This is a genomic window from Numidum massiliense, from assembly GCF_001375555.1.
In the GTDB taxonomy this organism is placed as follows: domain Bacteria; phylum Bacillota; class Bacilli; order Thermoactinomycetales; family Novibacillaceae; genus Numidum; species Numidum massiliense.
The window spans coordinates 2,607,072-2,633,060 of the sequence record NZ_CTDZ01000009.1; the positions used below are offsets into that span (position 1 = coordinate 2,607,072).

The window sequence follows — 25,989 nt, forward strand, 5'->3', positions numbered from 1 at the left end:
TGAGAAGGAACTGGGGAAGGTAGTTTGTTGTCGTTGCCACATCGAGGCGATATAATAAACGACAGGAACGTAAAAACACGGTTCGGTTGGTAGTCCGAGCGCATGAGGTCATCCTTCATGTCAGTAACCTTCCTCCCTTGGGGTCGTCCGTCGTTCCGGTAACAACACAAGGGGGATTTAATAGTGAAACTGTCTGTATTTTTCGATGGTCATTTTTGGGTTGGCGTCATTGAAGACGCGCAAACCGCGACAACGACATCTAAACATTGCGCGTCACTGCGCGCTTGGAAACACATTTTCGGCTCCGAGCCGCGCAACACGGAAGTTTTACAGTTCGTACAGCAGGAACTTGCGGCGTTGATCAGCCAACCGTCTGTAGCAGTTAGCATCGAGGTGCACGAGAGACAGCGGATCAACCCGAAACGCTTGGCACGTCAAGTCGCGAAAGAAATGACACGCGAGCCCGTCTCCACGTATGCGCAAACGGCGATGCAATTAGAAATGGAAAAACGCGCGCGAAAGCGAAAAAAAGACCACCGCGAGCATAAGGAGGCGAAAGCTGCCCGCACGCGAGACATTCGCCGCCAAAAAGCAAAGGCGAAACATCGCGGGAGGTAAGGCGCGCCGCGCACCGTTAGTCCTTACACGTCGCACGATCTGATTTAGTTAGCAATACTGTTGTTAGAGATCCCCAGCTAGCGATTCCAATAAAATGATAAAAACGACTCCTTTCGGATAACCTAACACCATCAAGCGGATAAAAAGGAGTCAAGCCAAGCATGGATGCTAACGTCAAAGCGTTAATCGATGGACTAAACGAAGATTTAGCGAATGAATTTGCCGCCACGATCATGTATACGTACAACGCCGCTACCGTCACTGGACTCGACCGCCTCACCCTTAAACCGTTTTTTGAAGGCGAAATCACAGACGAAGCGGGACACGCCCTCTACCTCGCCGATAAAATTCGCATCCTCGGCGGTACACCGACGACAGAAGCTGTTCGCGTCGAGCCGCTCACAGACACGAAAGCGATGCTCGAAGCGGCGTTAAAAGCGGAAGAAGAGACGATCAAGCGCTACACAGAGCGACGGGAACAAGCGGAAAAAATCGGCGACATCGCACTCGTTATGAAGCTGGAAGACATGATCGCCGACGAGACCGGCCACAAGGAAGAATTACAACGGCTGCTGCAAGACCCGCGCTTTAAGTAGATGGCCGAAGGAAAGTCGAAGCGCTGCGACCCCGATCACTAGAGGGAAATCGCGGCGCTTGTTTTTTTCTCTCCAAACACACATCCCGTTAAGGTGCGACCTAACCAATGATCGCTTTCACTTATTATTATCAAATTTAAGGGAACCGCTTACGTGTTTGCTACGTCTACTGTATAGATTAGAAAACATAACTTGCAGGTGGCTCCAAATTAAATACGCATAAAGCGAAAAGGATTCTACACCAAGGGCAACATTTCTTTATAAAATTACCCATTATAGGGAACGCTTTCACATCCTAGGATCGTCTATATTAGTAGGATAAACCGTCCCGAACTAAATAACACATAATTACGTACCACAAATTAAATTTACTATAATTAAAATAAATACTAGTGTATCTCGTGACTACTTAATATTTATTTCAATTTTTCCCTTGACTATGGATAAACGAATACTTTAATATATGACTAGAACTACCTATCAAACTATTCAAAGTGAGTTGTTTACAAGTGCTGTCATCTGCCAATCTTAAAACCGCCATCAAAGTATTTTTGTCATTTGTTCTTGTTGTTGTTCTACTGACTGGACCCAATGTTGCATTTTCTGAACAAGTTACCAAGACCGAAAACGATTACACAATTGGTGAAGTCGAAAGGATCCTCTTCAATTATTTTACAGAGAAAGGGTATGACTTTACAGTCGGCTCGGACGAACTAGCGGACTACCTCCTATCGCAGCTCATTGAAGACGCTGATGCTGATCTCGCCAAACATCCGCAATACGATTTAATTTTGTTTTATGCTACGGAATACATCCACGAACTCGAGAACTACCAGGTCGCTCAATCTTTGAAAGGAGAGCTGAACCAATCTAACGCTGACACCTTTAATTTAGAAGGTATCAAGAGCAAAACAATTGGCCAAATCAAAAAGGAAACAGCTGAAGAAGAAGCTCAAGTTGAGAAGGAAATCACTGAGTTTAAAGAGAAGAACCCCAATGTCGTGTCGCCATTTGCCGCCTACAGTGGCACTAAAGCGCGGGACTATGCCTATAAGTGGTGGAACAAAAGGAATTCCAACTACAAAAGTTTTAAATATGACTGTACAAATTTCACTTCACAAGTAGTAAAAGCTGGCGGCAAGGGAATGAAGAAACCTAAGAACGTACCAGATTGGATTAATGAAACGAAATCATACTGGTATAGTACAAAGGGGTGGGTTTGCCGAGGTAATCACTGTCACCCATCATATAGCGTTACTACTTCTTGGATCCGTGTCACAGATTTTTATTCTTATTGGAGCAAAAGACTGAAATCGACTACGTCCAAGAGCAAGAAAACCATTTACAAAAATGCAAAGGTAGGAGACATCGTCCAAATCAAAAGGAAAAGTGACCAAAAATGGTACCATTCAATGGTGGTAACCAAAAAAGACAAAAAAGGGAACCTTTGGTTCACGTATCATTCTAATGATAATAAGAACAAAAAGTTTTCCTCGATAGAAGGAGCGAGCTTTAGAGTCATAAAGTTTGTAGGCTCTAAATAAAGTCCTAACTAGGGGTAATGGTGCCTATACATGGTCGTTACCCCTTCTTCCCCACCTCCCAAAAACTACAAATTATAATTAAAGTGCAGGTGACTAAAGGTGAAAAAAATCTTCATTAGTGTAACCATCATCCTTTCAATCGTCATCGTCTGGTACATTTATTCCACTTACCAATCGCCAATATGGGTCGGTGAAACTGCTAACGGTAAATGGAAAGCGGTCTACGACGAGGAAATGGCGACTAAAGATACGTGGCAGGGGCATCTCTACTGGCAAGGAGAAGGAGAAGTGACGTTAACCTTTATCCAATATATCATTAACGGTCGTGTTGGTGCGGGTTTGGAGGAAGGTGAAACGATGAACGAGCACATAACGGATAAATATAATTTTGCATCCGTTTCTCAGCCCCGATTAGACAGCGACATCGCAGAACTAAAATTTCGTTGGCGTGAAAACGACGAAGAACATGAAGAAGTGATCCGCTTAAAGCCGCAAAAACGGTTATTTGTTCTCCCTAAATGGATGCGTTAACGTTCTTTGATAACATGCGAGATTAATTGATTGTGGACGAAGGCTAGGTCGCTCGCTCGCTAGTTTTATTACTCTTCACCCTTTTCATACAACTAACTGGAAAGCCGATCGACAGAAAGGATGAAAAAACATGCGACAGCGCCTCTATTTTTCGATTGTTTGCATTACCGTCGTTGCCCTCCTCGTCTCCTGTTCACAATCGTCGATCGATCTCACCTCGTTTCGTGGGTCCGAATTCGATGACGAATTTCCCGTTCCAAAAAGCGCCCTCATCGCGAAAAAGAGAAACTCGCATATCGAATACAAATTAAATGGGTTAACAGAAGAAAACGGTCTACCGGACAGATACTTTAAGGAAATTAAAAAATGGGGTTGGGAAGAACAAAAGGAAGAGCAAATGGGGGCCCTACAAGTGTTTACGAAGGATGGAAAAACAATTGAGATTATCACACTAACCGATCACTTCATTCTTTTAAAAGGTGACTAACGGAAATGCAAAGGGGTAAGGACATTTATACCCCTCCTTTTTCCGCTCAACCTCATCAACTCAGGCTTTTCAACCATTCGAGCTACAGGCTCGAACCTTTCACCTTATGCCTATTCAGTTCTTTAAGTTGGGCTTTTCTCCTGCCGATCCCTAGCTACATCCAATACGTACGTCCCCCTCCCCCCCCTACTTCCCGACCACTTCCCTCTGTCTCCCCAACACCTTTTCCCACTACGTACCCTCATCTGCCACATGCCCCACATGCCGCACCAGCACCCACACCGCGCCACACGCGACGAGCAGCAAGCCGCCGATCAACGCAATGACACCGCCCCACGCATAACGGCTCCAAAACAGCCCGCCCACCGTGCCGACGATACTCGAGCCGAGGTAATAAAACAGCAAATACAGTGCCGACGCTTGCGCCTTATGTGCCTTCGCCCGCAAGCCGACCCAGCCGCTCGCGACCGAATGCGCACCGAAGAAGCCGAACGTGAACACCGCCACCCCGCTTACTTTCCATACTAAAGAAGGATGCAGCGTCAACAGCCCGCCCGCGAGCATCGCAGCAATCCCGCTCACCAACACTTTTCCCCGTCCGTGGCGGTCCGCCAGTTTCCCCATCCACGCCGCACTGAACGATCCTAACAAATAGACGACAAAAATCCAACCGATCGCCGTTTGACTAAGCCGGTACGGCGGATCCAACAACAAATAACCGATATAGTTGAACAGCGTGACAAAGCTGCCCATTAACAAAAACGCGAGCACAAACAAAACGAGCAATCCCGGCTCGCGCAAATGTGCGGCAAACGCAAGCCGCGACTGCTTTAGCGACAACTGGCCCGCTTTAAAGTGCCGCGACTCCGGCAAACTGATCCAAAACCAAACCGCACACGCTAAACTGAGCAAGCCGATCGCTATGAGTGCCATTTGCCACGAAAAAAAGTCACTTAACGTGCCGACCGCGATGCGGCCAAACATGCCGCCGAAGGCCGTCCCGCTAACGTACAACCCCATTGTCGCTCCTAAGCTGTTCGGGTGGAATTCCTCCGCGATATACGCCATCGCAATCGCCGGCAATCCGGCCAACACGACGCCCAACAAGGTACGTAACGCGACGAGCACGATAAAGTTCGGGCTACACGCCGTCACGAGCGCAAGGAGTGCCGAAGCAAACAAAGCAAGCGTCATCAACCGCTTCCGTCCCCACGCTTCCGACAACACCGCCGCCACTAACAGACACACCGCTAACATCGCCGTCGTCACCGACAACGACAAACTCGCCACCGCCGGCGCCACGTGAAAGTGCTGCGTAAACTCCGGCAACAGCGGCTGTACACTATACAAAATGGCAAACGTCACAAAGCCTCCAGCGAAAAAGGCACTATTCGCGCGCCAAAACGTCCGCGTGCCATACTCGATATACTGCAATAGAAATCACCGATCCCCTCCTCTTCATCATATCAATTGACAATCTATGACGTCTAATTTATCATTTGCATTAATTCAATGCATATTAGTTATGAATGAAAGAAAATATGAGTAGCGCAGAAAAGGAGGAGGATCTCCCGTGGAGTGGTACCAACTCGAGTACTTCCAAACAGTCGCCAAACTGCAGCACTTCACGCGAGCCGCGGACGTGCTGTCGATCTCCCAACCGGCGCTCAGCCGCTCCATCGCCAAACTGGAAAACGAGCTCGGCGTGCCGCTGTTTACGCGGCAAGGACGATCCGTGCAACTGAACCGCTACGGCAAGCTCTTCCTGACACGCGTCGACCGCGCCATGCAAAATATTGCCGAAGGAAAAGAAGCGATTCGCGGGGAAATCGACCCCGAATCCGGTAGCGTGGCGATCTCCTTTTTACACACACTCGGCTCCCACGTCATTCCAGAACTAATCGGCGCGTTCCGGCAGCAGTACCCAGCCGTCGACTTCCAACTGTTCCAAAACGCCTCCGAACTGTTGTACGATCAACTAGAAGCGGGAGACGTCGACTTATGCCTCTCCTCGCCGCCATTCGAGCGCCCGCACGTGACATGGGAACACCTCATCTCGGAAGAGCTCTACGTCATCGTACCGCCCGGACACACGCTCGCCCAACAGCGGCGACCGGCGATCCACCTCAAAGACATTGCAGCCGAACCTTTTATTAATTTAAAAAAAGGTTACGGCCTACGCGCCATTGCCGATCGCTTGTGCCGCGAAGCCGGTTTTACGCCGCAAGTGACGTTTGAAGGGGAAGAAGCGACGACAATCGTCGGACTCGTGGCCGCTGGTCTCGGTGTTTCCTTAATGCCGGACATTAGCGACGCCAATAAAACAAAAGTGTATTGGCTACGCGTCAGCGAACCGCGCTGCCGCCGCATGGTCGGGATCGCTTGGGCAAAACAGGCGTACCTCTCACCAGCCGCGACGCGCTTTCGGCAGTTCGTCATCGATTATTTTCGCGAAATACAGTACAATGAAAGGGATAAAGGAGCTGATTAGTCGATGCAATTGACAGTTTACTTAGCAGGGCAAATTCACGACGATTGGCGCGCCCAATTGCGTCGGTTAGCCGAGGAGCGCGGGTTGCCGCTTACATTTGTCGGTCCGCAAGAAAATCACGATTTATCCGACGACATTGGCGAAAAAATTAAAGGCCCACAGCCTAGCAACATTTTCAAAGATGAAGCCGCTTCCGAGTTTAACAACTTGCGCACGACGATTTTGCTGCAAAAAGCAGACGTCGTCATCGCCTTGTTCGGCGACAAGTACCGACAGTGGAACACGGCGATGGATGCCGCGACGGCCCTGGCGACCGGCAAACCGCTCATTCTCGTCCGCGATCCAAAACTACACCACGCTCTAAAAGAATTGGCACAAAAAGCGGACGTCGTCGTCGACAACGTCGAACAAGCCCTCGACGCGCTCGCTTACGTCTTACGTTAGCAACAGCATTGGTACGCGTACCGAATAAGACGACTGATAGGATTCCGTAAGGGCATATCCTTTCAATTTAGGGTTTGTCCGGAACAGAAGCAAACGACAATCCCTAACTGCGGGGCGAGGAATCGCTTCCCCAACCCTCACTTCCTTTCCATGCGAAGTGAGGGGGTTTTTTGCCCTGTTTCGAAAAGAAACCGAAAAGACTATAACCACCCAAACGCTTTGCCGATGCTAACGACAGACGACGTATCGCGCAACAGTGGCCTCAGCCAGGCAAAAAACTTTTTCCCCTCAGACTCTTGTCCACTTGCGACAGCCCTTTTGAGCGCTTCGGCAAAATGCAACGCTTGTTCTCGCACCCGTCCGTCCGTAAGCTCCTCAATGTCCTGCAACAACTCCGAGTAAGCACGCTCAAAAAACGCCGTAGACGCCGTTTGCGTCTGCTGGACATCGTCCCCCTGCACGTTAACGTTATCCCCAAATTGGGCATGATTAAACGACTGCTCAATCCGCCGTAAATCGTTGCGTACGTGCTTTGCCACGATCACATCACGCTCGCTTCCGGTTATAATGAGCTGTTCGACACAAATCTGTACAGATACACCTTCGCGCCTAAGTTGCACAAGTGACAACGGTTCGCCGACCGAATACGCGATCTGTCTAATCTCAGTTTCATCGGTTAGTTCCTCGTCGCTTTGGGTCTTAAAGCCCTCGTGAGAACCCGCGCTGCCCTGCACCTTCACTTCATCAGCGTTTCGCTTCGCACGTTCGTCGGTCGGATCACCTGCCTGCCGATCCTCCGCCCGCCGTGTCTTAGACCGGAACGATGTCACGCTTGTTTTTTTTTATGTAGTCTTTATACTCCGGGCAAATTTCGAACACGGGAAAAACGACGTCTGGGGCCACGTCAAATTCTTCGCCACACACGTGGCAAGTAACGATTTTTCCTAACAGCTGTGCGGCGTCTGCCACGACCTGCACGGTACGCGCACATTCGTAACGCGGACACCTTATTTCCCACAACAAGCGCAGTTTATTCGTTTCAACTAACTGCATGAGTACCGTAAATGCGTCTTGCAGTGAAATTTCCGTCTCTTTCGCTACCGCTGTCGGATAAAACCGTGCAACTGGCCCCAGAGACTGCTCATTTACCCATTGTTCGACTTCCCACACTGCCGACAAATTGTTCCACCCCCGAAAAAGAGGTCCTATTTTAGCCTTTGCGAGGACGTTTTCATAAAAATACGTTCTCTGACGTATTTTATGACACTTTCCGTCGCATGAGTGACAAAATAGATGCTATTGGTTGGAAGGCCTATGCGGATCGTGTAAGGCACCCCACCTACTTTAAATTGTATATAACCGCCTTGGTGTTGTAAATGAGGTTTTAAAAAATCGTACATCGGAATGCCGCGTAGGTCCCTTCCTGACACGCCCATTCCCACCTTTTCCAACCCTCCTAAGATTAAACCAGTAAACGGGATGCTAAAAAACTCGTTATCGAACGCTTCTTTCGCCTGTGTTAGCGTTTCTTGTAATTTGTCAAAATGACCTTCGTCAAAATATACATCCAAAGCTGACAGCACACTCACGACTGCCTTCGCCTGTTGCGACGTAATGTTGGCGAGTAGTAGTTCCGGCCGCGCGACTGCATCGACAAGCTCCCCGCTAAGGGCGTCAGCAACTTTTTCCACATCGTGCGCGAACGGTGCCAACAACTCCTGTTGGTCGAAAACGAGTGACCGCTCAGTTAAATCGGCGAAGCTAGCTGCAATACGCGCCGCATAGCGCGCCTCGGAACGGATCTCGACACACCCACTATTTTCGTCGACATAAACCGTTCCCGTACTGCAGCGCGGGTGCGCCACCATCTCCGAGCCGTAAAAGTAACTCGTGACTCCCGTTTTAAACATAAAGCGCAAATAGTATGCGCCGTCCGTTCCCGCTGCGCCAATTAACGTTGGCGTCTCTGTTAGTTGATCTTGCGGATGGGGAATTTCAATTCTCTCGAACGGATTAAACGGGTGCTGCCGAATGAGCGACTCTTTCATCCCACTAAGCCTTTCGTCCGCTGCTAGATACCACGTCACTGCCGTCCTTCCGGCTAAAATTTTATCTTGGTGCAATGCAAACACTTCATTTTGCAATTCCCTGTCATCTTTCACCTTTTTCCATACACGCAACGCTAAATCGTGCACGTGACCGATTGACGGGACGTCCATCGCGTGACAAATTTGTCGTAACACATCTTTGGACAACCGGGTAAGGTCATTTAACATAATAAGATTTTTAACCGTTAACATTAGAAACTCCCCCCTTTCCCCTCTTTATTTAATAACATTCGCGACACAAGCATATTATTCCTGCAATGGTTTTATTAATTTCGTACCAACAGTTAACCTGCCACACCCGCTTTGTCGTCAAAAAAGTGACGGCTGGCTGCACTTACTTTCTAACCGCGCGATCCGCTTCTTAAACGCCTTCCGTTCCTGTTCCCGCCTCCGCTCGCCTCCCCGCAACAAGCGGCCGGATTCCCGCCAGATCTCATATGCCTTCTCCGCATAATACAGCGCTTCGTCAAACTGCTTGTACTGATGTTCGTACGCCTTCGCTAGTTCAATGTAAGGCTCGTCGTCGAGCTTCGGCCCATTCTGACAACAGTCTTGCCACAGCGCCACCGCCTCCGTCCACTGCCCCTTCTTTTTATATAAGTTCGCCGCCGCCTTTTTCGCGCGATACGTCACCGCCTTTTCTGTCTGTACCGCACGGCGACATGCGTAGCGGTAACTAGTGAGCGCGCGTTCGTGCTCTCCGACAGCTTCATACCAGCGGCCGACCTCGTAATGTTCTTCCGCCGCTAACGATTCGTCTGCCAGCCCGAGAAGTAACGTCGACACGTGCGTATACAAACTAATGAGCGACAACACATCGGCCTCGTTATGCCGGAACACGGTCAAAATATCGGTCGGATCGTTGTGCCGCAAATAGTCAAAGTAGAGCAAAGGGGCTAAACTACCAGGAGTGTCATCCCTGCGGACGATGCCGAGCTTCTCCCGCTCCACGATCGACAGCCTAAGCGACGGCAGCTGATGCTTCCACAGGCGACGCGCCGCGTGGAGCAAGTCGTAGTGAGGGAGCGACGGTAACGACGGCGACACATCCCGCACGAAGGTGTGGCGCGTTTTGACTTGCGGCCAGTCAAACGCTTTTCCGTTATACGTCACTAACCGCTGGTCCTCATGCATGTCGATTAAAAAATAGTAATACAAAGCCGCTTCCGCCTGAGGTTCCGGTAAAAAATACTGCTTCACCCGCACGCCGTCCGGTAACAATTGCGCCGTCCCGAGTAAAAACACCGTATTACCCGCCCCGCCACTGAGCCCCGTCGTCTCCGTATCAAAAAAAAGCAAGTCTTCACATTGAGCACCTTGAGTTGACAACGGGTGCGTATAACCGTAGTCGTGCCACTTGGCAACGATTGCCGCCAAGTCTCCGAACGCATAACGCCCCCACCGCGCGTCGCGCGCATAAACCCGCTCCCGCACGAGACACGGCTGCCCTTGGAACGTCTCCCGCCGCACCTCTGCCGTCGCCCACTTGTCCCAATGAGTGAGGGCCGTCCCTTCCTCAGTAGAAGCTGCCTGTTGCGGCTCGTTACCGGTAGCACGCGATTCCTGTACCCGTGCCCGCGCCTCGTCAACGTTAGTATGCGACTTCTGCACCTGTTCCAAGGCAGCGGCAGTTTGCGACTTCTGTTCCATGGCAGCGGTAGATCCCGACTCCTGCAACTGTCGATCGGTTGAGGTAGATTGCGAGTCTACCATTTGTCCTTCTGCCGCTCCCTTACGCTCTTCCTCTATCACAATATGCTTTTTCAACCGGTTTAACTTGCGCCGGAGGGACATGTCGTCATCTCCTTCGTCTGTTGCAGAAGATCCAGCGCCAACTGCTTACCGTTCCCTTCCCCATCCGAAATGCCGATACAGGACGGACAGCCACTGCTACACGGACACTGCGCGATCAATTCGTACGCTTCCGCCAAAATGACGTCGAAATCGCGGTATACTTGTTCACTTAGCCCGATACCCCCTGGATAGCGGTCGTACAAAAAAATTGTCGGCTTTTCCGAGTGCACCGCCTTCACTTGCGGCACGACATGTAAATCGTGCGCCTCACACATGACGAACAGCGGCGCCACGTGACGCAATACGTGCGCCACTCCCGCCAGCCCTTGCTCTACCGCCTCCGGCGACATACTGGCTACGACAGGTTCGTTAAAACTGAGCCACGTCGCTGTCGTGTGCAACTCTTCTTCCGGCAAGTGAATCGGACCGGAACCGATATTTTCGTGTGTCGCAAATTTAATCTTTTTAAAAATCGTCGCCATCGCATTGACGGTTACATCGCCGAACGCGCGATCACAAGCCAGACGCTCTTCGTGACGGTCCACTTCGAGCACTTTCAGTGAAATCGCTAAGTTGGCATCGGTGTAATAATCGACGTCCACTTCGCGGACGAACGCTTTTTTCTCCTCGTAGTCTAGTTTTTCCACCTGATACTGTTTGCCTTGGTGCAAGTAAATCGCCTCTTCGTGCAACAACGTCATCGCACTGAAACGGTCCATCTCCCCGATCACTTGCACGGCGGCGACATCCGTCTGATCGACGATGACGATGTTTTCTTGCGAAGCGGAACGCAAACTAATGTTGTGCGCCGGAAACGATTGGTTCATCCAAAACCACTGATCGCCTTGTCTGTGCAACACTTGCTCCTCCGTCAAAAAATCGAGCACATCTTCCACTTCCGTCGCTGTCACCGTCCCAAAGGACTCGCCCGCTTTGAACGGCAACTCAAACGCCGCACATTTTAGATGGTCGACGAGAATAATTAAGTTGTCCGGGTTAATACGCGCCGCTTCCGGTGAGCGCCGAAAGAAATAGTCCGGATGCTGAATGACATACTGATCTAACGGCGACGAGCTCGCCACTAATACGACGACGGCTTCCCCTTGCCGCCGCCCGGCGCGTCCTGCCTGCTGCCACGTACTGGCAATCGACCCCGGGTAGCCGGTCAACACACACGCCTGCAGTTGGCCGATGTCGACCCCAAGCTCTAACGCGTTCGTACTGACGACGCCGATCACGTCGCCACGGCGCAATCCCTGTTCAATTTCCCGCCGCTCACGCGGTAAATAACCGCCGCGGTAACCGCGAATCGCTTTTGGCTCGAGCTGTTTTTTTACGAGTTCTTGCAAATATTTGAGGACGATTTCCACCCTCACGCGGCTACGCGCAAACACGATCGTCTGGATGCGTTCGCGCAAAAATAGGCTAGCGATGGCGCGTGCCTCTAGTGTTGCACTGCGCCGAATATTGAGTGGCTGATTCACAACCGGCGGATTGTAAAACAAAAAGTGTTTCCGTCCGACCGGCGCCCCGTTGTTGGCGACGAGTCGCACTTTTTCTCCCGTCAACGCCTCGGCAAGCTCCACCGGGTTGGCAATTGTCGCCGATGTACAAATAAATATGGGCCGGCTGCCGTAATACGCACAGATTCGCTTTAAGCGGCGCAATACATTGGCGACGTGACTGCCAAATACGCCGCGATACGTATGCAGCTCATCGATAACGACGTACTTTAAGTTTTCAAACAGCGAAATCCACTTTGTATGGTGGGGCAAAATCGCCGTATGTAGCATGTCCGGATTCGTCATGACGATCTGTCCCGCCTTGCGGATCACTTGGCGAATGTTCCCCGGCGTGTCACCGTCGTACGTATACCCTTTTATATCTAAACCGATCGCAGCAACTAGTTCACTCAGTTCGCTTTTTTGATCTTGCGCCAACGCCTTCGTCGGAAACAAGTACAGCGCACGACTCGCCCCATCATTTGCAATCGCCTGTAGCACCGGTAAGTTGTAACAGAGCGTCTTGCCGGAAGCCGTCGGCGTCACCGCGACGAAGTGCTCGCCTTCTACCGCCGCGTCGTACGCGGTGCGCTGGTGCGTGTACAAGCGCGCAATCCCTCGCTTGGTCAGTGCCTCACGTAGCTTCGGGTGCAGGTCGCCCGGAAACGGCACCGTCTGTGCTGCTTTTTCCTCCGTCGTCCGCCAGTGGACGATTTGTTCCTTAAGGCGCACATCCTCGCGCAACGTCTGTAACACGTCTGGCAGTCGTTTGCGTCCGATCACATCGATCACCTCATCCGTTCTCCCCCTATTGTATCGAATAGACGTTCGCAAGGGAACTAGTTAGTTTTTGATGTCGAAATAAATAAATGGTACGCAACACAGTCGCAGTCAGCTATAATAAGTAAAATCAGCAACATACATGCTTACGGCATAACTTTTTGTTTTTGGTTGACACGGCATTCTAACGGCAAAGGAGGACGATCATGAGCGACGATCTGCGTGACGATAAGCAGCAACCCGAGCAACAGCAAACCGCAAACGAGCAGCGACGCCCGGGACCGCAACGCGCATCCCTACATTGGCTCGACGAAATCTTTAAGGAACACGAACAGAAAGGTGACTTTGACGACTTGCCGGGCAAAGGGAAACCGATTGCGAAGGAATCACTACAAGGCGATACGTTTAATAACGTGTTAAAAAACGCCAACTTCTTACCTCCGTGGCTTGAACTGCAGCACGATATACGCGACGCGATCGGCACGTTACTCGAGCGAATCAAACGGGACGATCCCGCGCTGAATGTAAACGCCGAGATCAAAGCTATTAATAAGAAAATAAAGAAGTACAACTTTGACTGCCCGACACCCGTCCTGCAAAAAGCCCCCATTACCGCCGACAACATTCAGCGGCAATACGAATACTGGAAATGAGCACTGGCCTTTTCGGGGTAAGGACGCCCTTACCCCCTACACACGAGACATGCTGTTACTTTACTCTTCTACTAATAACAAGTCCTCTTCGTCCAAGGCAAGCGGATTTTGGGGCGTACGTTTGGAAAGGTCATTTAAGATCGAAAGGAATTTGTTCGCTTCGCGCGTGACGTGGTCCGCTAAGAGTGGGTTAATGATACTTAAAGATTGACACTGTCGAATTAAGTCGCGCGCGTCCTTTTTAAAGTTGCGTAAATCGGTCGTCGCCATTTGCACGTCTGTTGTAAAGCGCGTCAGTGTGTTAAAAAATGACGGCTCCGTTTGCTTGACCATCGACTCTAAATCCCGCGCTTGAGCTAACAGTTGATCAAACTCATCGGAAAACGTATTCGCGACCGTCACCAGCTTCCGCTCAGATTGGTCGAGTAAAGAAGCGATAAATTTACTGTGATCAGCCATAATACGTAGCCAAAAAACATTTTCGTCTACGATGCGGTCAGCTAGCGGTTCCGACATTCCACGGTTCAAGTTCCGCAATGTTTCTACGAAATAACCGGCTTCTCGCGCTATGTGATCAATCAACAGCGGGAAATTAAACCCGTTTATTTTGCACTGGATGATGAGCAGGAGCACGTTCGATTTAAACTCGCGAAACCGTCGCGCGAGCATAATAGTGCCTTCATTAAATCGCCGTACCACATCCGGATCCCGACGTAGCGCTCTCACGTCGGTCAGTCGTCGATCGAACATGACGAAGAACTGATCCGCTTCGCGAATCAACTTCTTATCGCTGCGATCAAATCCTTCGGACATAAATAACGCATGTTCCTTCATAATTCGCAACCAAAATAAACTTTCGTTAATCGACTGTTGTACAAACTCCGCTTCACTGATGGTAGCCATACGCACGCTTCCTCTCCCTCATAACCATTTTGGCTGATTTTGGCTATCGTACAAATGCCTATACATATTTGCATCGTACGATTTTTACGGGCTATTGTGCTAAGGAAAACGCCTATTTTTGTAGGCCATCTACCGCAGGTCACACCGTCCGGCGCATAGGCGTACGATACAAATAAAATACACGTAAAAGGAGCTAAACAACGTGAGTCAAAAATTCCCCCTGTTTTGTTACACCGCCAGTCGTACATGTCCCGAACCGGATACGACGATTACGCTATCCGATCTGATCGATAGTCCCCCAGACATTACCGCTCTAGAAAACGAGCTCGGACGAAAGATACGGCAGGAGCTACGTCGTCTCGGCCCAGCACCCTTGCGCCGCATTCCACGATCGAAAAAACGCCCCTCGATCGAATGCCGTATTTTAAACTTTAAATAAGACGTTTTTCACGGCTTGCAGGCATGCGGTACGTACACCGTATGCCTTGATCCTCTTTATCCCACCAAACTTTATCCCACCAAACCTTATCCCACCAAAAAACATCTCCCCTAGAACGATATCTTTGATATTTCCCTTGCATTCAAAACTATCTTGCACTAAAATTAAACCGAACAGTCAGTTTAGGGAGCGTGGAAGATGACGCCATCCAAATCCAAAAGCGAGCAAAAACGCGCGTACATTTTGGATCGCGCTCAGGAAGTATTTATTCGTAGAGGGTACGCAGCGACGTCAATGGAAGATTTGGTGCGACATTGCGAGGTAAGTAAAGGCAGTATTTATTACCATTTCACTAGCAAAGAAACACTTTTCTTGGCGTTGATCGAGCGGTATTTAAACGCGTGGGTTGCGGAATGGAAGCAGAAGGAAGCGCGTTACCCGACCGTCACAGAAAAACTGTACGGCATTGCCGAACATTACGTACTCGATACGCAACACCCACTGCTCAAGGTAGCGGAAGATTTTTACATGAGTCAACCGGCACAAAAAGTGCGCGTTAAGAGGCAAGTGTTAGACATCGTCCTGACACCGCGCCAGCTCTATAACGCCATTTTCCAAGAGGCGGAACACGTCGGGCTCATTGCTCCTGGTAGTGCCAAGAACGTCGCCATTGTTTTTGCCAGTTTGATTGACGGATTGAACACGATTTACTACGAACGCACGCAAGAAGAAAAGAAACAGATGTATCAACAGGCAGTGAGCTATTTGTTGCACGGCGTTCTACACAAGCAGTAACGATTGGCGCCAACGCGACTTGCCGTATCAGAAAGGAAGAACGCCATGCCGATATTTAACGTGACACTCGTCCACCGCATTTTTCGCGCCGTGTGGGTCGCGATCGTGACCGTGACCGTGTGCGCACTGCTTTATTACAGTTTTCCGATCATCTATCCGTTTCTGCTCGCGTGGGTACTCGCTTACGCGATGAACCCACTCGTCCGCTTTTTCGAGCGCAAATGCCGCTTCCCGCGCTGGATCGCGGTCACGGCGACATTACTTTTGTTTGCAGCGGTTCTCTCGTTAATCGTTTTCGTGTTTACAACAAAAATCATCGCCGAATCATCCCACATTTTATCGTTACTGCAAGAACAACTGACACAGTTGCTCGAATGGCTGGACGACTATTTTCAATCCGCCGACTTCCAACACCTGCTGTCAGAAGTCACTACGATGATGAATATGACAGACGTACAGTCACTCTTGTCCGACATGACAAGTACGATTAGCAACGTCGGTACGACGGTCATCACCTACTTGTTCACTTTCCTCAAATCGACCGTCCTCTTTCTACCTAAGTTCGTCGTCATCACCGTCATCGTCATGGTTGCCACGTTTCTCATCAGTAAGCAGTGGGACTCACTAGCGGAAAAAAGCGCCTCCCTCATCCCGAAGCGCGTCCGCAGTTCTATCAGCGCCTTGACTCACGACTTACAAAAAGCGCTCTTTGGCTACATTAAAGGCCATCTCATCCTCTCCAGCATCACGGCGTTTGTCTTTTATATCGGCCTGCTCATTCTTGGGGCACCAAACGCCTTCACAATTGCCATTATCGGGGGGATAATCGACTTGATCCCACTCGTGGGCATCCCGGCAATCATCGTCCCTTGGTCAATTTTCGCCTTTTTTGACGGCAATGTTTTCTTAGGTACAGGCTTACTTGTCTTGTGGCCGATTATCCTTGCGACGCGACATTCGTTCGAGCCTAAAGTGTACGGCGCCAGCATCGGCCTCAACCCGCTCCTGTTGCTCGTCTTTATTTTCGCTGGCTTGAAGTTATTCGGCGTGCTCGGCATATTCATCGGCATTCTCGCCCTCGTCGCCCTTACGACGTTCCAGAAGGCGAATGTGTTCCGCGATTTGTGGCGCTACATTATGACCGGGAAAATGACTGATCCTGCGGTTGACCTCAAGGATGGGACAAAAGCCTAAAAGATGGACAACCCTTTATCGGAATGAATTGGGCGTCATTCGCATGTTACACGATGTATAGTGTTCGAAACACCAACAAGGGGACGCCCTCCGTTCCCCCTTGTTTTTTGATAAAAAAGGAAGACTCTGATTCATAAACGATACCCTGACTAAAAAGACGGGGTTTTATTTTTTTTCCTTGCAAACACTACGAAATAGTCGGGAGCAAAAGCGAGTAACCGAAATAGTGCTGACGGGAGTGATTAAAAGGTGAAAAAAGACCGTAACGAGTGGAAGAAATCGGATACACTAACACTAAGCAAGGCTCAGTCGGCTCGTCCCTTAGAGAAAAAAACGGGAACCGCGCAGCAAACCGAGGCGGCACAGACGGCGGCAAAATCCGACGACTTACGTTACCCGAATGCCGACGAAATTTACGACTAATATAACGCTGCCGGATCGGCCAGTCAAACTAGGGAGAGTGCTCGATTCTCCCTAGCTACTTTACTTCTGCCTTCTAAAGCAAACCAGTCAAATAAAATGCAACAGCGCTTGCCACCGCACATGCAACAACGCCTGCCACCGCAAGCAAACTATTAAACAAGCATTCGATCAGTTCGCGATATCAGACAACCCCTTGACACCCTAATATAAAAACATATAAAATCAAACAACAATTAGACGACATGCCCCCTTTTTCTTAAATTGATCATTTTTCTACACAAAACGGGATGAGGTGAGTATATGTCCAACGAACTGATCCAGGCAATAACGTTTCTGAAAGAAAAAGAGTGGGTCGACTTGACGCATACGTTCGGTCCACAATCTCCGCATTTCGCGGCCTTTGATGCCGCCGAATTCAACACGTTATTCACGCACGACGACGGTTTTTTCGCGCAAAGTTTTAAATTTGTCGGGCAGTACGGCACACATATCGACGCGCCGATCCACTTCGTGCGCAACACACGGTATTTACACCAATTAGGGCTAAAAGAACTCGTGTTACCGCTCATCGTCATCGACAAATCGCAAGAGGCTGCGGAAAACAACGACTACACGTTGACGGTTGACGATATTTTGCGTTTTGAAGACGCCCACGGGAAAATTCCACAAGGCACATTTGTCGCCTTGCGCACCGACTGGAGTAAACGTTGGCCCGATGTCGAAGCGTTCAACAACAAAGACGCGAACGGCAACAACCGCGTGCCTGGCTGGTCATTGGAGTCGCTGAAATTTCTTTTTGAAGAACGAAAGATTAAAGCGATCGGCCACGAAACCTTCGATACGGACTCGAGTCGCGATTTTCAAAAAAACGGTGCCCTCGTCGGTGAATATTACGTACTCGAACAAGACACGTATCAAGTGGAACTGCTCACGAACTTGGACCAAGTGCCAGCGACGGGCGCAGTCATTTACAACATCGTGCCTAAACCAGAAAACGCCTCCGGCTTTCCGGTGCGCGCCTTCGCCATCTTGCCGTAGCGACCGCAACTGCATACAGCGCGGATGCCAATTTCCGTGTTTACAAAGCCTTAACAGCGTAAATACACCCTCTTAACACTCCTTTGCTTTAATAGCTTTAAAAGCTAGCATCCCTTAAGGAGTGAAGTGCACTGAAATTGAAAAAAAGCGTGTGGAAATTGTCGATCGTCACCCTCGTCGCTTCCGTCCTGTTTACCGTGTTGCCGACCGCAGCGGCTACAAACGCAAAGGTCGGTAATGTTGGTAACGTCGACACTGGCAAATTGGCCAAAGGCAAAATTAAAAATGTCATCTTACTCATCGGCGATGGAATGGGCCCCAATTATACGACCGCATACCGCTATTACAAAAACGATTTCTTCGCGAAAGAGATGACACCGACTGCTTTTGATCCGTACCTCGTCGGTATGCAAACGACATATCCGGACGACCAGAGAGAGAACATCACTGACTCAGCTGCAGCCGCCACGGCGATGGCAACAGGGCAAAAAACGTATAACAACGCCATTGCCGTCGATGAGAAAAACCGCCCCTTGGAAACCGTCCTCGAACGGGCGAAGCACGTCGGAAAATCGACCGGTCTCGTCGCCACTTCGGAAATTAACCACGCGACACCGGCCGCCTTCGCTGCACACAACGAGTCCCGTAAAAACTACGCCGCCATCGCCGACGACTATTACGACGAATTGATCGATGGACAACATACCGTCGACGTGTTACTCGGCGGCGGCAAAAAATACTTTAAGCGGAAGGACCGCAACTTGGTCAAACAATTTCGCAACGACGGTTACAATTTCGTAACGAACCGCGAGCAGCTACTGAATAGCTCTAGCAATAAAGTGCTCGGTCTCTTTGCTGACGAAGGGTTGCCAAAAGCGATTGACCGCGGGAAAAAAATTCCCTCCCTCGAGGAAATGACAAACGCCGCACTAAAGCAACTGAACAAAAACGAGAACGGCTTTTTCCTCATGGTCGAAGGCAGTCAAATTGATTGGGCCGGACACAGCAACGACGTCGTCGGCGTCATGAGTGAAATGAAAGATTTTGAACAGGCCTTTCAAGCGGCAATCGATTTTGCCAAAAAGGACAAGCATACACTCGTCATTGCGACGGCCGACCACGAAACGGGCGGACTCAGTATCGGTAGTGACGGCGCCTACGTGTGGAATCCCGAACCGATTAAGCAAGTAAAACGCACCCCGGAGTTTATGGCTCAAAAAATAATGAGCGGCGAAGATGTTGCCGCCGTGTTAACGAAACATATCCGTTTCCGCTTGTCCGATGAAGAAATACAAGCTGTACAAAAAGCAGCGGATGGCGGGAAAGAAGCGGCAGTGGCTAAAACAATTTCGGAAATGATTGACAGCCGCACCTACACCGGATGGACAACCGGTGGCCATACAGGGGTCGATGTCCCCGTTTACGCCTACGGTCCGGGTAGCGAACGGTTTGCCGGCCTCATCGACAATACGGACATTGGTAAGGAGATTTTTAGTGTGATTGATAAAAATGGTCGGAGGAAGTAGCGTTTGGTGTATGCTGTGTATATGATCCATCCCGTGTATGACGATTAATAATATTTACGGTCGAGGGTAGTCATGGAACGACCCTCGACCGAACAGAAAGGTACCACCTATTTAGCATCAATGATCCAAACCTTCTCGATACGCGAGAGAAGGTTATGCAAATACTTAAAAGGGAAACTTGTAGCGCCCTCCTTGTCCGAGACCGAATATGACCGGAGTAAATATGTACAAATATGGAAAAGGGCAGCATGTATACGACCCATGCACCGCCCCTACTATAAACGGCTAACGTTGCGCATCATTTATTAGCGGGACTTCTCCTCATACTCCTTCTTTAATGGTGGGAACCCCTCTTCAGAAGCGATACCTCCCACCCGATAGTTATTATTGACACTCGCCGAAAATCCTCCTTTACCGTTTACAATTCCATCAACCATTAGTCCCGACACTGGACTCCTACTAACATCGGTGAACTCGATCGTTTCTACCCCCTCGTATTTTTTTCGAATATGTTTCTCCACACTCTCCTTAGCTTTCCGGGCGACTTCTTCATCAACTGAATTAATGCTCGTCACAAAATAGCCGCCAAGGATTATTAGTGCAATTAGAGAAACCGCTGTCATCACTCTTCCCATGAATACCCTCCTTGTCCGACACCTAATATATCCGGCGTGGAAAATATATACAAATATAGAAAAGTGCAGCATGTATACCGCCCATGCACCGCCCCTACTGTAAACGGCTAAAATTCCGCATCATTTTTAGCGGGACTTCTCCTCATACTCTTTCTTTAATGGTGGGAACCCCTCTTCAGAGCCGATACTTCCTACTCGATAGTTATTATTGACACTCGCCGAAAATCCCCCTTTACCGTTTACAATTCCACGAACCATTAGTCCCGACACTGGACTCTTGGTAACATCTGTGAACTCGATCGTTTCTACCCCTTCATATTCTTCTCTAATAACCTTCTCCACACTTTCCTTAGCCTTCCGGGCGACTTCTTCATCAACTGAATTAATGCTCTTCACAAAATAACCCCCTAGTATTATAATAGATACTAATAGTGACGTTACAGCTATTTTTCGCAAGGTTCCAACCCCCTTTTCCCAATCATACCAAAAAGGAGGATGGGTGACTATGGGTACAACGATTAAAGAGCAAGAGGCAGTTGAGATTGCTAAGGAGTCATACGAGGACAATAAAACAAAATTCGAGGTAAAAATGAATGACGGTTCAAGTACCATCTGGAAAGTCATCGAAGAAGTCAAAGACCTGGAAACAGGTCTTCACATGTACGTCATCCAGAACCCTAAAACGAAAGAAGTCGTCATTAGCTTTGAAGGAACAGAACTAAAAAAAGGCATTAGACAAGCCGCTAACGACTTAAGGGAAGATGTAAACGGCATCTTTCTCGGCCAACCCGCATACACCGAAAAAGAGATTAACATAGGTAAGGATGGGGATCTTGAACACAACAAACGCCTCAAAGAGCTATTAAAAGATCCTAGGGTAAAATTGAAAGACGGGCAACTTATTTATGAAAACAAAAACCAATTCACGGCGTTTGAAGACGTTGTCAATAAGTACATCAAAAAGTACGGCGCTGATAATGTCACCTTTGTTGGGCATTCGTTAGGCGGAGCCTTGGCACAGATTTACGCCGTTAAACACCATGCAAATGCCATCGTTTTTGCCTCGGCTGACGCATACCAATTGTTGACAGATGAAGAGAAAAAGAAAGTGAGGGACGGTGTTTATCGCGATAAAATCATTGCGTATACATACCCTGATGACGCGATAGGTAATTCTTTCTCAAAAGCGATCGGCTCCGTCTACTATATGGCTGATCCGCGCGAGTTCAAATGGAAATGGATTTCTAGTCACTTTATTTCCAATTACGACGATGACGGTCTGTACGATGACGAAGGGTATTTTCTTCCCAAAGTCTTGTTTGACGGGGTTACAGGAGGAGCAATATCGAAGTCCCCATTAGCGCTTAAAAACAGTGGACAAAGCAACTTTGCGATCCTTTTGCAAACCGAAATTATGCGGAAGTATGCGGAAGCAATGAACGAAAGCTTGCAACAAGTGACAAACAGTTGGGAAGGGTTCAAGCGTTTCCCAAGTGTCCACGATGATGCAGTTAAGTCGATAAGAAGCAAGTATAACAGCTTAGTAGGAACGGGTGATTTTGATAAGTTGACCTCAGCTGACGTCGACAAGGCCCTCAAGTGGCTTTCGCTTTCTTCCGACGGGAAAGATCAGTTGTTTTACTACCAATTTCTGTACGACGACGTCTTGAAACAGCTGAACGACTTAGTCAATGACACTGCTGAAATTTCTTACCACATGACAGAAATAGCGGACAAATTCGAGGAAATCGACCGCATACTAGCAGAATGGTTCAATTTGAAACAATGAAGGAGGGGACAAGTTGGCACCGAGTTTTTACGAGCAAGAGTACGAGAATTACTTGAAGAGTGATAAAGGAAAGAGGGAGCTTCAACAGCTGCAACTAAAAGACCTCATGCGCAAGGATATAGAGGCAGAGATTGAGTTTCTTCAAGCGTACATTACCCACAACAATCTAACGTCATACCTGTTGGAAAAGCACAGAGAGGCCTTTAAAGGAATTCGATTCAGATTAGATGGGGAAGCACTTCTTGCCCTTACAGAGCGTTTAGTCGAACACATAGAAGCACTTGAACTCCTCGAACATCGTTTTGAAGAATTCCATTCAAAAATAAAAACGAGCTAACGAAAATAGCTAGGTCTTATTGGCTAACCGATTAGCGAAAAATATAAAGGACCGGTGCAACTTTATTCCCGACGAACTTCTCAGCACCGCTAACACCAGTCCTTCCATTTCCTTCCCGCATGGCCACGCCTTTGCAAATCCATTCCATCATCCTGCGGTCGTTTAACCCTACACACAATTGCCGGACGCGCAGTCTGACTTACAAACGTTTAAAGCGAACCTATTTTAACAACCCTCACACGTCACCCGTTCACAATTTCTACCTTCACCCGCTTCTGCAAATCGGCCAATTTCTCGACTGCGACACATCCCGCTTGCCTTTCCTCCGCATTGGCTGCAGCGGCAGCCGTCGCGAGTACGATCGTGTCCTCACTCGATAAACCGCGCGCCAAACCTGCGGCCATGCCCGCGACAAACGTATCACCGCACCCGACCGGATTAACTAATTCAACCTTCGGCGGCGTCACCTTGTAACACGTCCCTTCGTAAGAAACGAGCGACCCTTCGCTACCGAGAGAAACGGCGACGAGCGGAATGCCTGTGGCATGCCAGCGGTGCATCGCGTCGCGGATCTCCTCGATCCCAAGCGTATGCGCCTCCTTCCCGAGAAGGACAGCCAATTCACTTTCGTTCGGTTTTACCATAAACGGTTTTGCCGCCAACACTTTTGCCAACGGTTCGCCACTCGTGTCGACGATCGCCTTCGCGCCCCGCTGTTGTACGACTTGCACGAGTTCCGCGTATGCCCCACTGTCCACACCGGCGGGCAAACTACCGGAAAAGACGACGTACTCACTATCGCCCGCCAGTTGTGCCACCGTTTCTTTCAAACGTTCCCAGTCGGCGGCACCGATCGACGGCCCAGCTTCTAGCACTTCCGTCTGTATGCCCGCTGTCTCGTCGATCAAATTGAGACAGAGCCGCGATTCCCCAGCTACAGTCACGAATTGGTGGCGAATGCCGCGCGCTTCTAACAACGCGAGTATATGCTCTCCGCTGTGCCCGCCGACAAAACCGGTCGCCACCGATTCTAACCCGAGTCGATGCAACACTTTGGCCACATTAATCCCTTTACCGCCAGGTTCACTGATCATTTTTTGCACGCGGTGCACACCGCTAAGTGCGAAGTCGTTCAAAAAGTACGTTTTGTCGATGGCCGCATTTAACGTAACGGTTGTAATCAACGTGATGTCTACCCCCCTAAAATAATCGCGTTGCCCCCATGGCGCGCTTTTCCAAAAGCAGTTAAATCTATGTTCTCATAAAACAGACAGCACTATTATAACAAGCGAAGCCAGCTAACTGATGAAACCTTTATAAACATATTAATAAAAATCTAGTCGGGATGCACCATCTGAATTTTTTGCTTGACGATGGCTTTGACTGCTTCCCGCGCGGGCACAGAGTATTTGCGCGGATCGGTCGCATCCGGATGCGCGATCAAGTAGCGGCGCAACTCTGACGCAAAGGGCGCTCTGAGCTCCGTCGAAATGTTAATTTTGCTAATCCCGTACGACAGGGAGCGACGGACACTTTCCTCTGACACGCCGGATGCCCCGTGCATGACGAGCGGAATGCTGACGCGCTCCGAGATTGCCTTTAATCGTGCGACATCGAGTTTTGGTTCCTCTTTGTACGTCCCGTGTGCCGTTCCGAATGCTGGCGCCAAAAAATCGATGCCCGTCTCGGCGACGAATGTTTCGGCAGCTTCCGGGTCGGTGTACGTTGCGTCTGCCTCTTCCACGAACAGGTCGTCTTCGACCCCGCCGATCATGCCTAGCTCAGCTTCGACCGGTACCCCAACGGCGTGTGCCAGTTCCACCACTTTTTGCACGAGGGCGACATTGTCGGCAAAAGGCAAGTGTGACCCGTCAATCATAACCGACGTATAGCCGGCGCGTATGCACTGGGCGACGATCTCGTAACTGTCGCCGTGGTCTAAGTGTAACGCAATCGGTACGTTTGCTTTTTCGGCAGCGGCGCGGGCCATCGCCACCATGTACTCCAAGCCGATATAGCGGATTGTACTCGGCGTCGTTTGGAAAATAATCGGTGCCCCTAATTCCTCCGCCCCTTCGACGACTGCCTGCATTATCTCCAAATTATGAGTGGCAAAAGCGGCCACGGCATACCCGTTTTTATAGGCGTCGGTGAGCATCTCTTGCGAAGAAACGAGAGCCATAACTAGTTTCCCCCCTCGTCTTTTAGCACGACAACTTGATTCAGGTTGCGGGGGCGATCTGGATTCAAACCCATTTGCTCAGTGCGGTAATAGGCGGTCAGTTGCAATAGCGGAAGATATAGCACGCTACGGCTCGGGTCCGTTAGGCCGCTCGCGAGGTCAAACACTTCGTCGGCGGAAAAATCGCTAACCGCGTCACCGATCGCCACGACGTTGGCGCCATATTTGCGTACGTCGCTAACGACATCCCGTTCCAAGTCGCTCATCGTACGGTTGCTAAGGACAAACGCGCGGCACCGTTCGTTCAACACGGAGATCGGCCCGTGCCGGAACTCTAACGGGTTGAACGCCTCGGCAAACAGTTGCGTCATCTCTTTCATTTTTAGCATTGCTTCGCACGCCAAGCCAAAAGCGGCACCGAGCCCTAAATAAATGTAATGGTCGTACGAATCTTCGCGGCCGAGTTTTTGCGCTAACGCCTCCGCTTGCGGCATTGTCTGTTCGCCGAGTTGCGGCAGTTGCTGTAGTTCCGCCAAGTAGTCTTCATCGTCAGCGACGATACTGGCAATTAACTGTGAAGCTAATAGTAAATTCGTAAACGAGCTCGTCATGACGACGCTTTTTTCTTGTACGTGTGGCAAAACGACCGAATGCGGCGTTTGTTTCGCCATGTCACTGTCCGGGTTGGCCGTCACTGACAGCCCTTGCGCCAATTGATGCCCGGCGGCGAAGCGCAGCGCGCGTACGACTTCCGACGTGTTCCCGGAACGGGAGGAACCGACGATTACGGTGCGTCTGTTTTTGGCAAAAACAGCGTCTGGCTTCAAGAAAACTTCCGAAGCGGGGGCCGCTTTTGCTGCAATTCCCGTCTGTTCGGTGAATGTCATGGCTGCAGCGATTGATATATAGTACGATGTGCCACACCCGGTAAAAATAACCTCGTCCGGTCGATGATCTTGAAAAAACTGTCGCAACTTGTCACGTTGCTCTAACACGGTATCAATCGTTTTTTGCCACGTCATCGGTTGGCGTTTTATTTCCGTATACGTATGATTAGTCATCGTGATGATCCTCCTCGTAGGATGAATGGTGCACTCATGAAAATTTGTTTATTTGTTTAACGGATAGAGAAAAGTGTTCACAAGTAAGCGCACTTTATTTATAACATTATCGGGTTGTT

Annotated in this window: 28 protein-coding genes; 16 read left to right on the plus strand and 12 right to left on the minus strand. The window is 49.6% G+C overall.

Translation table 11 applies throughout. From position 1 onward, the window contains the following. The first annotated feature begins 183 nt into the window (after positions 1-183). The 5 genes from BN1247_RS12215 (at position 184) to BN1247_RS12235 (ending at position 3,776) form a co-directional block, all read left to right on the plus strand. Positions 184-618: a YjdF family protein gene (locus tag BN1247_RS12215; protein WP_054950640.1), complete on the plus strand. Its 435-nt coding sequence runs from the start codon at positions 184-186 to the stop codon at positions 616-618. 161 nt (positions 619-779) lie between these two features. Then, a complete protein-coding gene (locus BN1247_RS12220) occupies positions 780-1,214 on the plus strand; it encodes a ferritin-like domain-containing protein (protein ID WP_054950641.1) in 435 nt (144 codons plus the stop codon). A 494-nt stretch (positions 1,215-1,708) separates the two neighbouring features. Next, a complete protein-coding gene (locus BN1247_RS12225; RefSeq protein WP_187119782.1) occupies positions 1,709-2,758 on the plus strand; it encodes an amidase domain-containing protein in 1,050 nt (349 codons plus the stop codon). Positions 2,759-2,857: 99 nt separating this feature from the next. Continuing rightward, positions 2,858-3,289, plus strand: a complete 432-nt coding sequence (locus BN1247_RS12230; protein ID WP_054950643.1) for a hypothetical protein — start codon at positions 2,858-2,860, stop codon at positions 3,287-3,289. Between the two features lie 130 nt (positions 3,290-3,419). Further along, the gene (locus tag BN1247_RS12235) at positions 3,420-3,776 is read left to right on the plus strand and encodes a hypothetical protein (protein WP_054950644.1); all 357 of its coding nucleotides are present in this window, start codon (positions 3,420-3,422) and stop codon (positions 3,774-3,776) included. Positions 3,777-4,007: 231 nt separating this feature from the next. Here the strand turns inward: BN1247_RS12235 and BN1247_RS12240 are convergent, their stop codons facing one another. Beyond that, positions 4,008-5,210 carry an MFS transporter gene (locus BN1247_RS12240; protein ID WP_054950645.1) on the minus strand — a complete coding sequence of 401 codons (1,203 nt, stop codon included), beginning with the start codon at positions 5,208-5,210 and terminating at the stop codon, positions 4,008-4,010. A 139-nt stretch (positions 5,211-5,349) separates the two neighbouring features. Here BN1247_RS12240 and BN1247_RS12245 point away from each other — a divergent pair, with 139 nt between their 5' ends. Together BN1247_RS12245 and BN1247_RS12250 are read left to right on the plus strand one after the other, a co-directional pair. Continuing rightward, positions 5,350-6,267 carry a LysR family transcriptional regulator gene (locus tag BN1247_RS12245; RefSeq protein WP_054950646.1) on the plus strand — a complete coding sequence of 306 codons (918 nt, stop codon included), beginning with the start codon at positions 5,350-5,352 and terminating at the stop codon, positions 6,265-6,267. A 3-nt stretch (positions 6,268-6,270) separates the two neighbouring features. Next, positions 6,271-6,711, plus strand: coding sequence for a YtoQ family protein (locus tag BN1247_RS12250; RefSeq protein WP_054950647.1), 441 nt, complete (start codon positions 6,271-6,273; stop codon positions 6,709-6,711). 200 nt (positions 6,712-6,911) lie between these two features. On the opposite strand, the gene BN1247_RS12255 is transcribed toward BN1247_RS12250, so the two are convergent. From BN1247_RS12255 to BN1247_RS12275, 5 genes are all read right to left on the minus strand, one after another. Further along, positions 6,912-7,541, minus strand: coding sequence for a hypothetical protein (locus BN1247_RS12255; protein ID WP_054950648.1), 630 nt, complete (start codon positions 7,539-7,541; stop codon positions 6,912-6,914). Continuing rightward, the gene (locus tag BN1247_RS12260; protein ID WP_054950649.1) at positions 7,522-7,890 is read right to left on the minus strand and encodes a hypothetical protein; all 369 of its coding nucleotides are present in this window, start codon (positions 7,888-7,890) and stop codon (positions 7,522-7,524) included. Before BN1247_RS12260 ends, BN1247_RS12255 begins: the two co-directional genes overlap by 20 nt. A gap of 26 nt (positions 7,891-7,916) precedes the next feature. Continuing rightward, positions 7,917-9,011 carry a hypothetical protein gene (locus BN1247_RS12265; RefSeq protein WP_054950650.1) on the minus strand — a complete coding sequence of 365 codons (1,095 nt, stop codon included), beginning with the start codon at positions 9,009-9,011 and terminating at the stop codon, positions 7,917-7,919. A gap of 117 nt (positions 9,012-9,128) precedes the next feature. Further along, positions 9,129-10,613, minus strand: coding sequence for a ribonuclease H-like domain-containing protein (locus BN1247_RS12270; protein ID WP_054950651.1), 1,485 nt, complete (start codon positions 10,611-10,613; stop codon positions 9,129-9,131). Continuing rightward, positions 10,592-12,898 (minus strand): DEAD/DEAH box helicase, encoded by a 2,307-nt coding sequence (locus tag BN1247_RS12275; protein WP_054951636.1) that lies wholly within the window; start codon positions 12,896-12,898, stop codon positions 10,592-10,594. Before BN1247_RS12275 ends, BN1247_RS12270 begins: the two co-directional genes overlap by 22 nt. A 203-nt stretch (positions 12,899-13,101) precedes the next feature. Between BN1247_RS12275 and BN1247_RS12280 the strand changes: the two genes are divergently transcribed. Further along, complete coding sequence (locus BN1247_RS12280) at positions 13,102-13,548, plus strand: DnaJ family domain-containing protein (RefSeq protein WP_054950652.1); 447 nt, start codon at positions 13,102-13,104, stop codon at positions 13,546-13,548. Positions 13,549-13,608: 60 nt separating this feature from the next. Here the strand turns inward: BN1247_RS12280 and BN1247_RS12285 are convergent, their stop codons facing one another. After that, positions 13,609-14,451 (minus strand): DUF2935 domain-containing protein, encoded by an 843-nt coding sequence (locus tag BN1247_RS12285; RefSeq protein WP_054950653.1) that lies wholly within the window; start codon positions 14,449-14,451, stop codon positions 13,609-13,611. Positions 14,452-14,653: 202 nt separating this feature from the next. Between BN1247_RS12285 and BN1247_RS17795 the strand changes: the two genes are divergently transcribed. The 6 genes from BN1247_RS17795 (at position 14,654) to BN1247_RS12305 (ending at position 19,866) form a co-directional block, all read left to right on the plus strand. Then, entirely contained in the window at positions 14,654-14,890 is a 237-nt protein-coding gene (locus tag BN1247_RS17795) for a hypothetical protein (RefSeq protein WP_147675247.1), read from the plus strand. Positions 14,891-15,088: 198 nt separating this feature from the next. Continuing rightward, the gene (locus BN1247_RS12290) at positions 15,089-15,685 is read left to right on the plus strand and encodes a TetR/AcrR family transcriptional regulator (RefSeq protein WP_054950654.1); all 597 of its coding nucleotides are present in this window, start codon (positions 15,089-15,091) and stop codon (positions 15,683-15,685) included. Positions 15,686-15,730: 45 nt separating this feature from the next. Beyond that, on the plus strand, positions 15,731-16,879 hold the full coding sequence (ytvI, locus tag BN1247_RS12295) for a sporulation integral membrane protein YtvI (protein ID WP_054950655.1): 1,149 nt from the start codon (positions 15,731-15,733) through the stop codon (positions 16,877-16,879). A 249-nt stretch (positions 16,880-17,128) separates the two neighbouring features. Further along, on the plus strand, positions 17,129-17,302 hold the full coding sequence (locus BN1247_RS17800; RefSeq protein ID WP_157360867.1) for a hypothetical protein: 174 nt from the start codon (positions 17,129-17,131) through the stop codon (positions 17,300-17,302). 300 nt (positions 17,303-17,602) lie between these two features. Beyond that, complete coding sequence (locus BN1247_RS12300) at positions 17,603-18,340, plus strand: cyclase family protein (protein WP_054950656.1); 738 nt, start codon at positions 17,603-17,605, stop codon at positions 18,338-18,340. A 137-nt stretch (positions 18,341-18,477) separates the two neighbouring features. Further along, positions 18,478-19,866, plus strand: coding sequence for an alkaline phosphatase (locus BN1247_RS12305; protein ID WP_147675248.1), 1,389 nt, complete (start codon positions 18,478-18,480; stop codon positions 19,864-19,866). A gap of 305 nt (positions 19,867-20,171) precedes the next feature. Here the strand turns inward: BN1247_RS12305 and BN1247_RS12310 are convergent, their stop codons facing one another. Next, positions 20,172-20,501 carry a hypothetical protein gene (locus BN1247_RS12310; protein WP_054950658.1) on the minus strand — a complete coding sequence of 110 codons (330 nt, stop codon included), beginning with the start codon at positions 20,499-20,501 and terminating at the stop codon, positions 20,172-20,174. Between the two features lie 126 nt (positions 20,502-20,627). Next, the gene (locus BN1247_RS12315) at positions 20,628-20,897 is read right to left on the minus strand and encodes a hypothetical protein (RefSeq protein ID WP_054950659.1); all 270 of its coding nucleotides are present in this window, start codon (positions 20,895-20,897) and stop codon (positions 20,628-20,630) included. A gap of 109 nt (positions 20,898-21,006) precedes the next feature. Here BN1247_RS12315 and BN1247_RS12320 point away from each other — a divergent pair, with 109 nt between their 5' ends. Then, positions 21,007-22,290, plus strand: a complete 1,284-nt coding sequence (locus BN1247_RS12320) for an alpha/beta fold hydrolase (RefSeq protein ID WP_054950660.1) — start codon at positions 21,007-21,009, stop codon at positions 22,288-22,290. Positions 22,291-22,303: 13 nt separating this feature from the next. Beyond that, positions 22,304-22,627 (plus strand): hypothetical protein, encoded by a 324-nt coding sequence (locus tag BN1247_RS12325; RefSeq protein ID WP_054950661.1) that lies wholly within the window; start codon positions 22,304-22,306, stop codon positions 22,625-22,627. Between the two features lie 242 nt (positions 22,628-22,869). Here the strand turns inward: BN1247_RS12325 and pfkB are convergent, their stop codons facing one another. From pfkB to BN1247_RS12340, 3 genes are all read right to left on the minus strand, one after another. Next, entirely contained in the window at positions 22,870-23,811 is a 942-nt protein-coding gene (gene pfkB, locus BN1247_RS12330) for a 1-phosphofructokinase (protein ID WP_054950662.1), read from the minus strand. A gap of 152 nt (positions 23,812-23,963) precedes the next feature. After that, the gene (locus BN1247_RS12335) at positions 23,964-24,809 is read right to left on the minus strand and encodes a class II fructose-bisphosphate aldolase (RefSeq protein ID WP_054950663.1); all 846 of its coding nucleotides are present in this window, start codon (positions 24,807-24,809) and stop codon (positions 23,964-23,966) included. A 2-nt stretch (positions 24,810-24,811) separates the two neighbouring features. Then, on the minus strand, positions 24,812-25,870 hold the full coding sequence (locus BN1247_RS12340; RefSeq protein WP_054950664.1) for an SIS domain-containing protein: 1,059 nt from the start codon (positions 25,868-25,870) through the stop codon (positions 24,812-24,814). Positions 25,871-25,989: the final 119 nt, after the last annotated feature.

Bases quoted from the DNA above. Each gene is read 5' to 3' on its own strand.
- BN1247_RS12320 (WP_054950660.1), top strand. From the start codon at position 21,007: ATGGGTACAACGATTAAAGAGCAAGAGGCAGTTGAGATTGCTAAGGAG.
- BN1247_RS12235 (WP_054950644.1), top strand. From the start codon at position 3,420: ATGCGACAGCGCCTCTATTTTTCGATTGTTTGCATTACCGTCGTTGCC.
- BN1247_RS12300 (WP_054950656.1), top strand. From the start codon at position 17,603: ATGTCCAACGAACTGATCCAGGCAATAACGTTTCTGAAAGAAAAAGAG.
- BN1247_RS12310 (WP_054950658.1), bottom strand. From the start codon at position 20,501: ATGGGAAGAGTGATGACAGCGGTTTCTCTAATTGCACTAATAATCCTT.
- ytvI (WP_054950655.1), top strand. From the start codon at position 15,731: ATGCCGATATTTAACGTGACACTCGTCCACCGCATTTTTCGCGCCGTG.
- BN1247_RS12250 (WP_054950647.1), top strand. From the start codon at position 6,271: ATGCAATTGACAGTTTACTTAGCAGGGCAAATTCACGACGATTGGCGC.
- BN1247_RS12265 (WP_054950650.1), bottom strand. From the start codon at position 9,011: ATGTTAACGGTTAAAAATCTTATTATGTTAAATGACCTTACCCGGTTG.
- BN1247_RS12270 (WP_054950651.1), bottom strand. From the start codon at position 10,613: ATGTCCCTCCGGCGCAAGTTAAACCGGTTGAAAAAGCATATTGTGATA.
- BN1247_RS12335 (WP_054950663.1), bottom strand. From the start codon at position 24,809: ATGGCTCTCGTTTCTTCGCAAGAGATGCTCACCGACGCCTATAAAAAC.
- BN1247_RS12280 (WP_054950652.1), top strand. From the start codon at position 13,102: ATGAGCGACGATCTGCGTGACGATAAGCAGCAACCCGAGCAACAGCAA.
- BN1247_RS12340 (WP_054950664.1), bottom strand. From the start codon at position 25,870: ATGACTAATCATACGTATACGGAAATAAAACGCCAACCGATGACGTGG.
- BN1247_RS12220 (WP_054950641.1), top strand. From the start codon at position 780: ATGGATGCTAACGTCAAAGCGTTAATCGATGGACTAAACGAAGATTTA.
- BN1247_RS12290 (WP_054950654.1), top strand. From the start codon at position 15,089: ATGACGCCATCCAAATCCAAAAGCGAGCAAAAACGCGCGTACATTTTG.
- BN1247_RS12285 (WP_054950653.1), bottom strand. From the start codon at position 14,451: ATGGCTACCATCAGTGAAGCGGAGTTTGTACAACAGTCGATTAACGAA.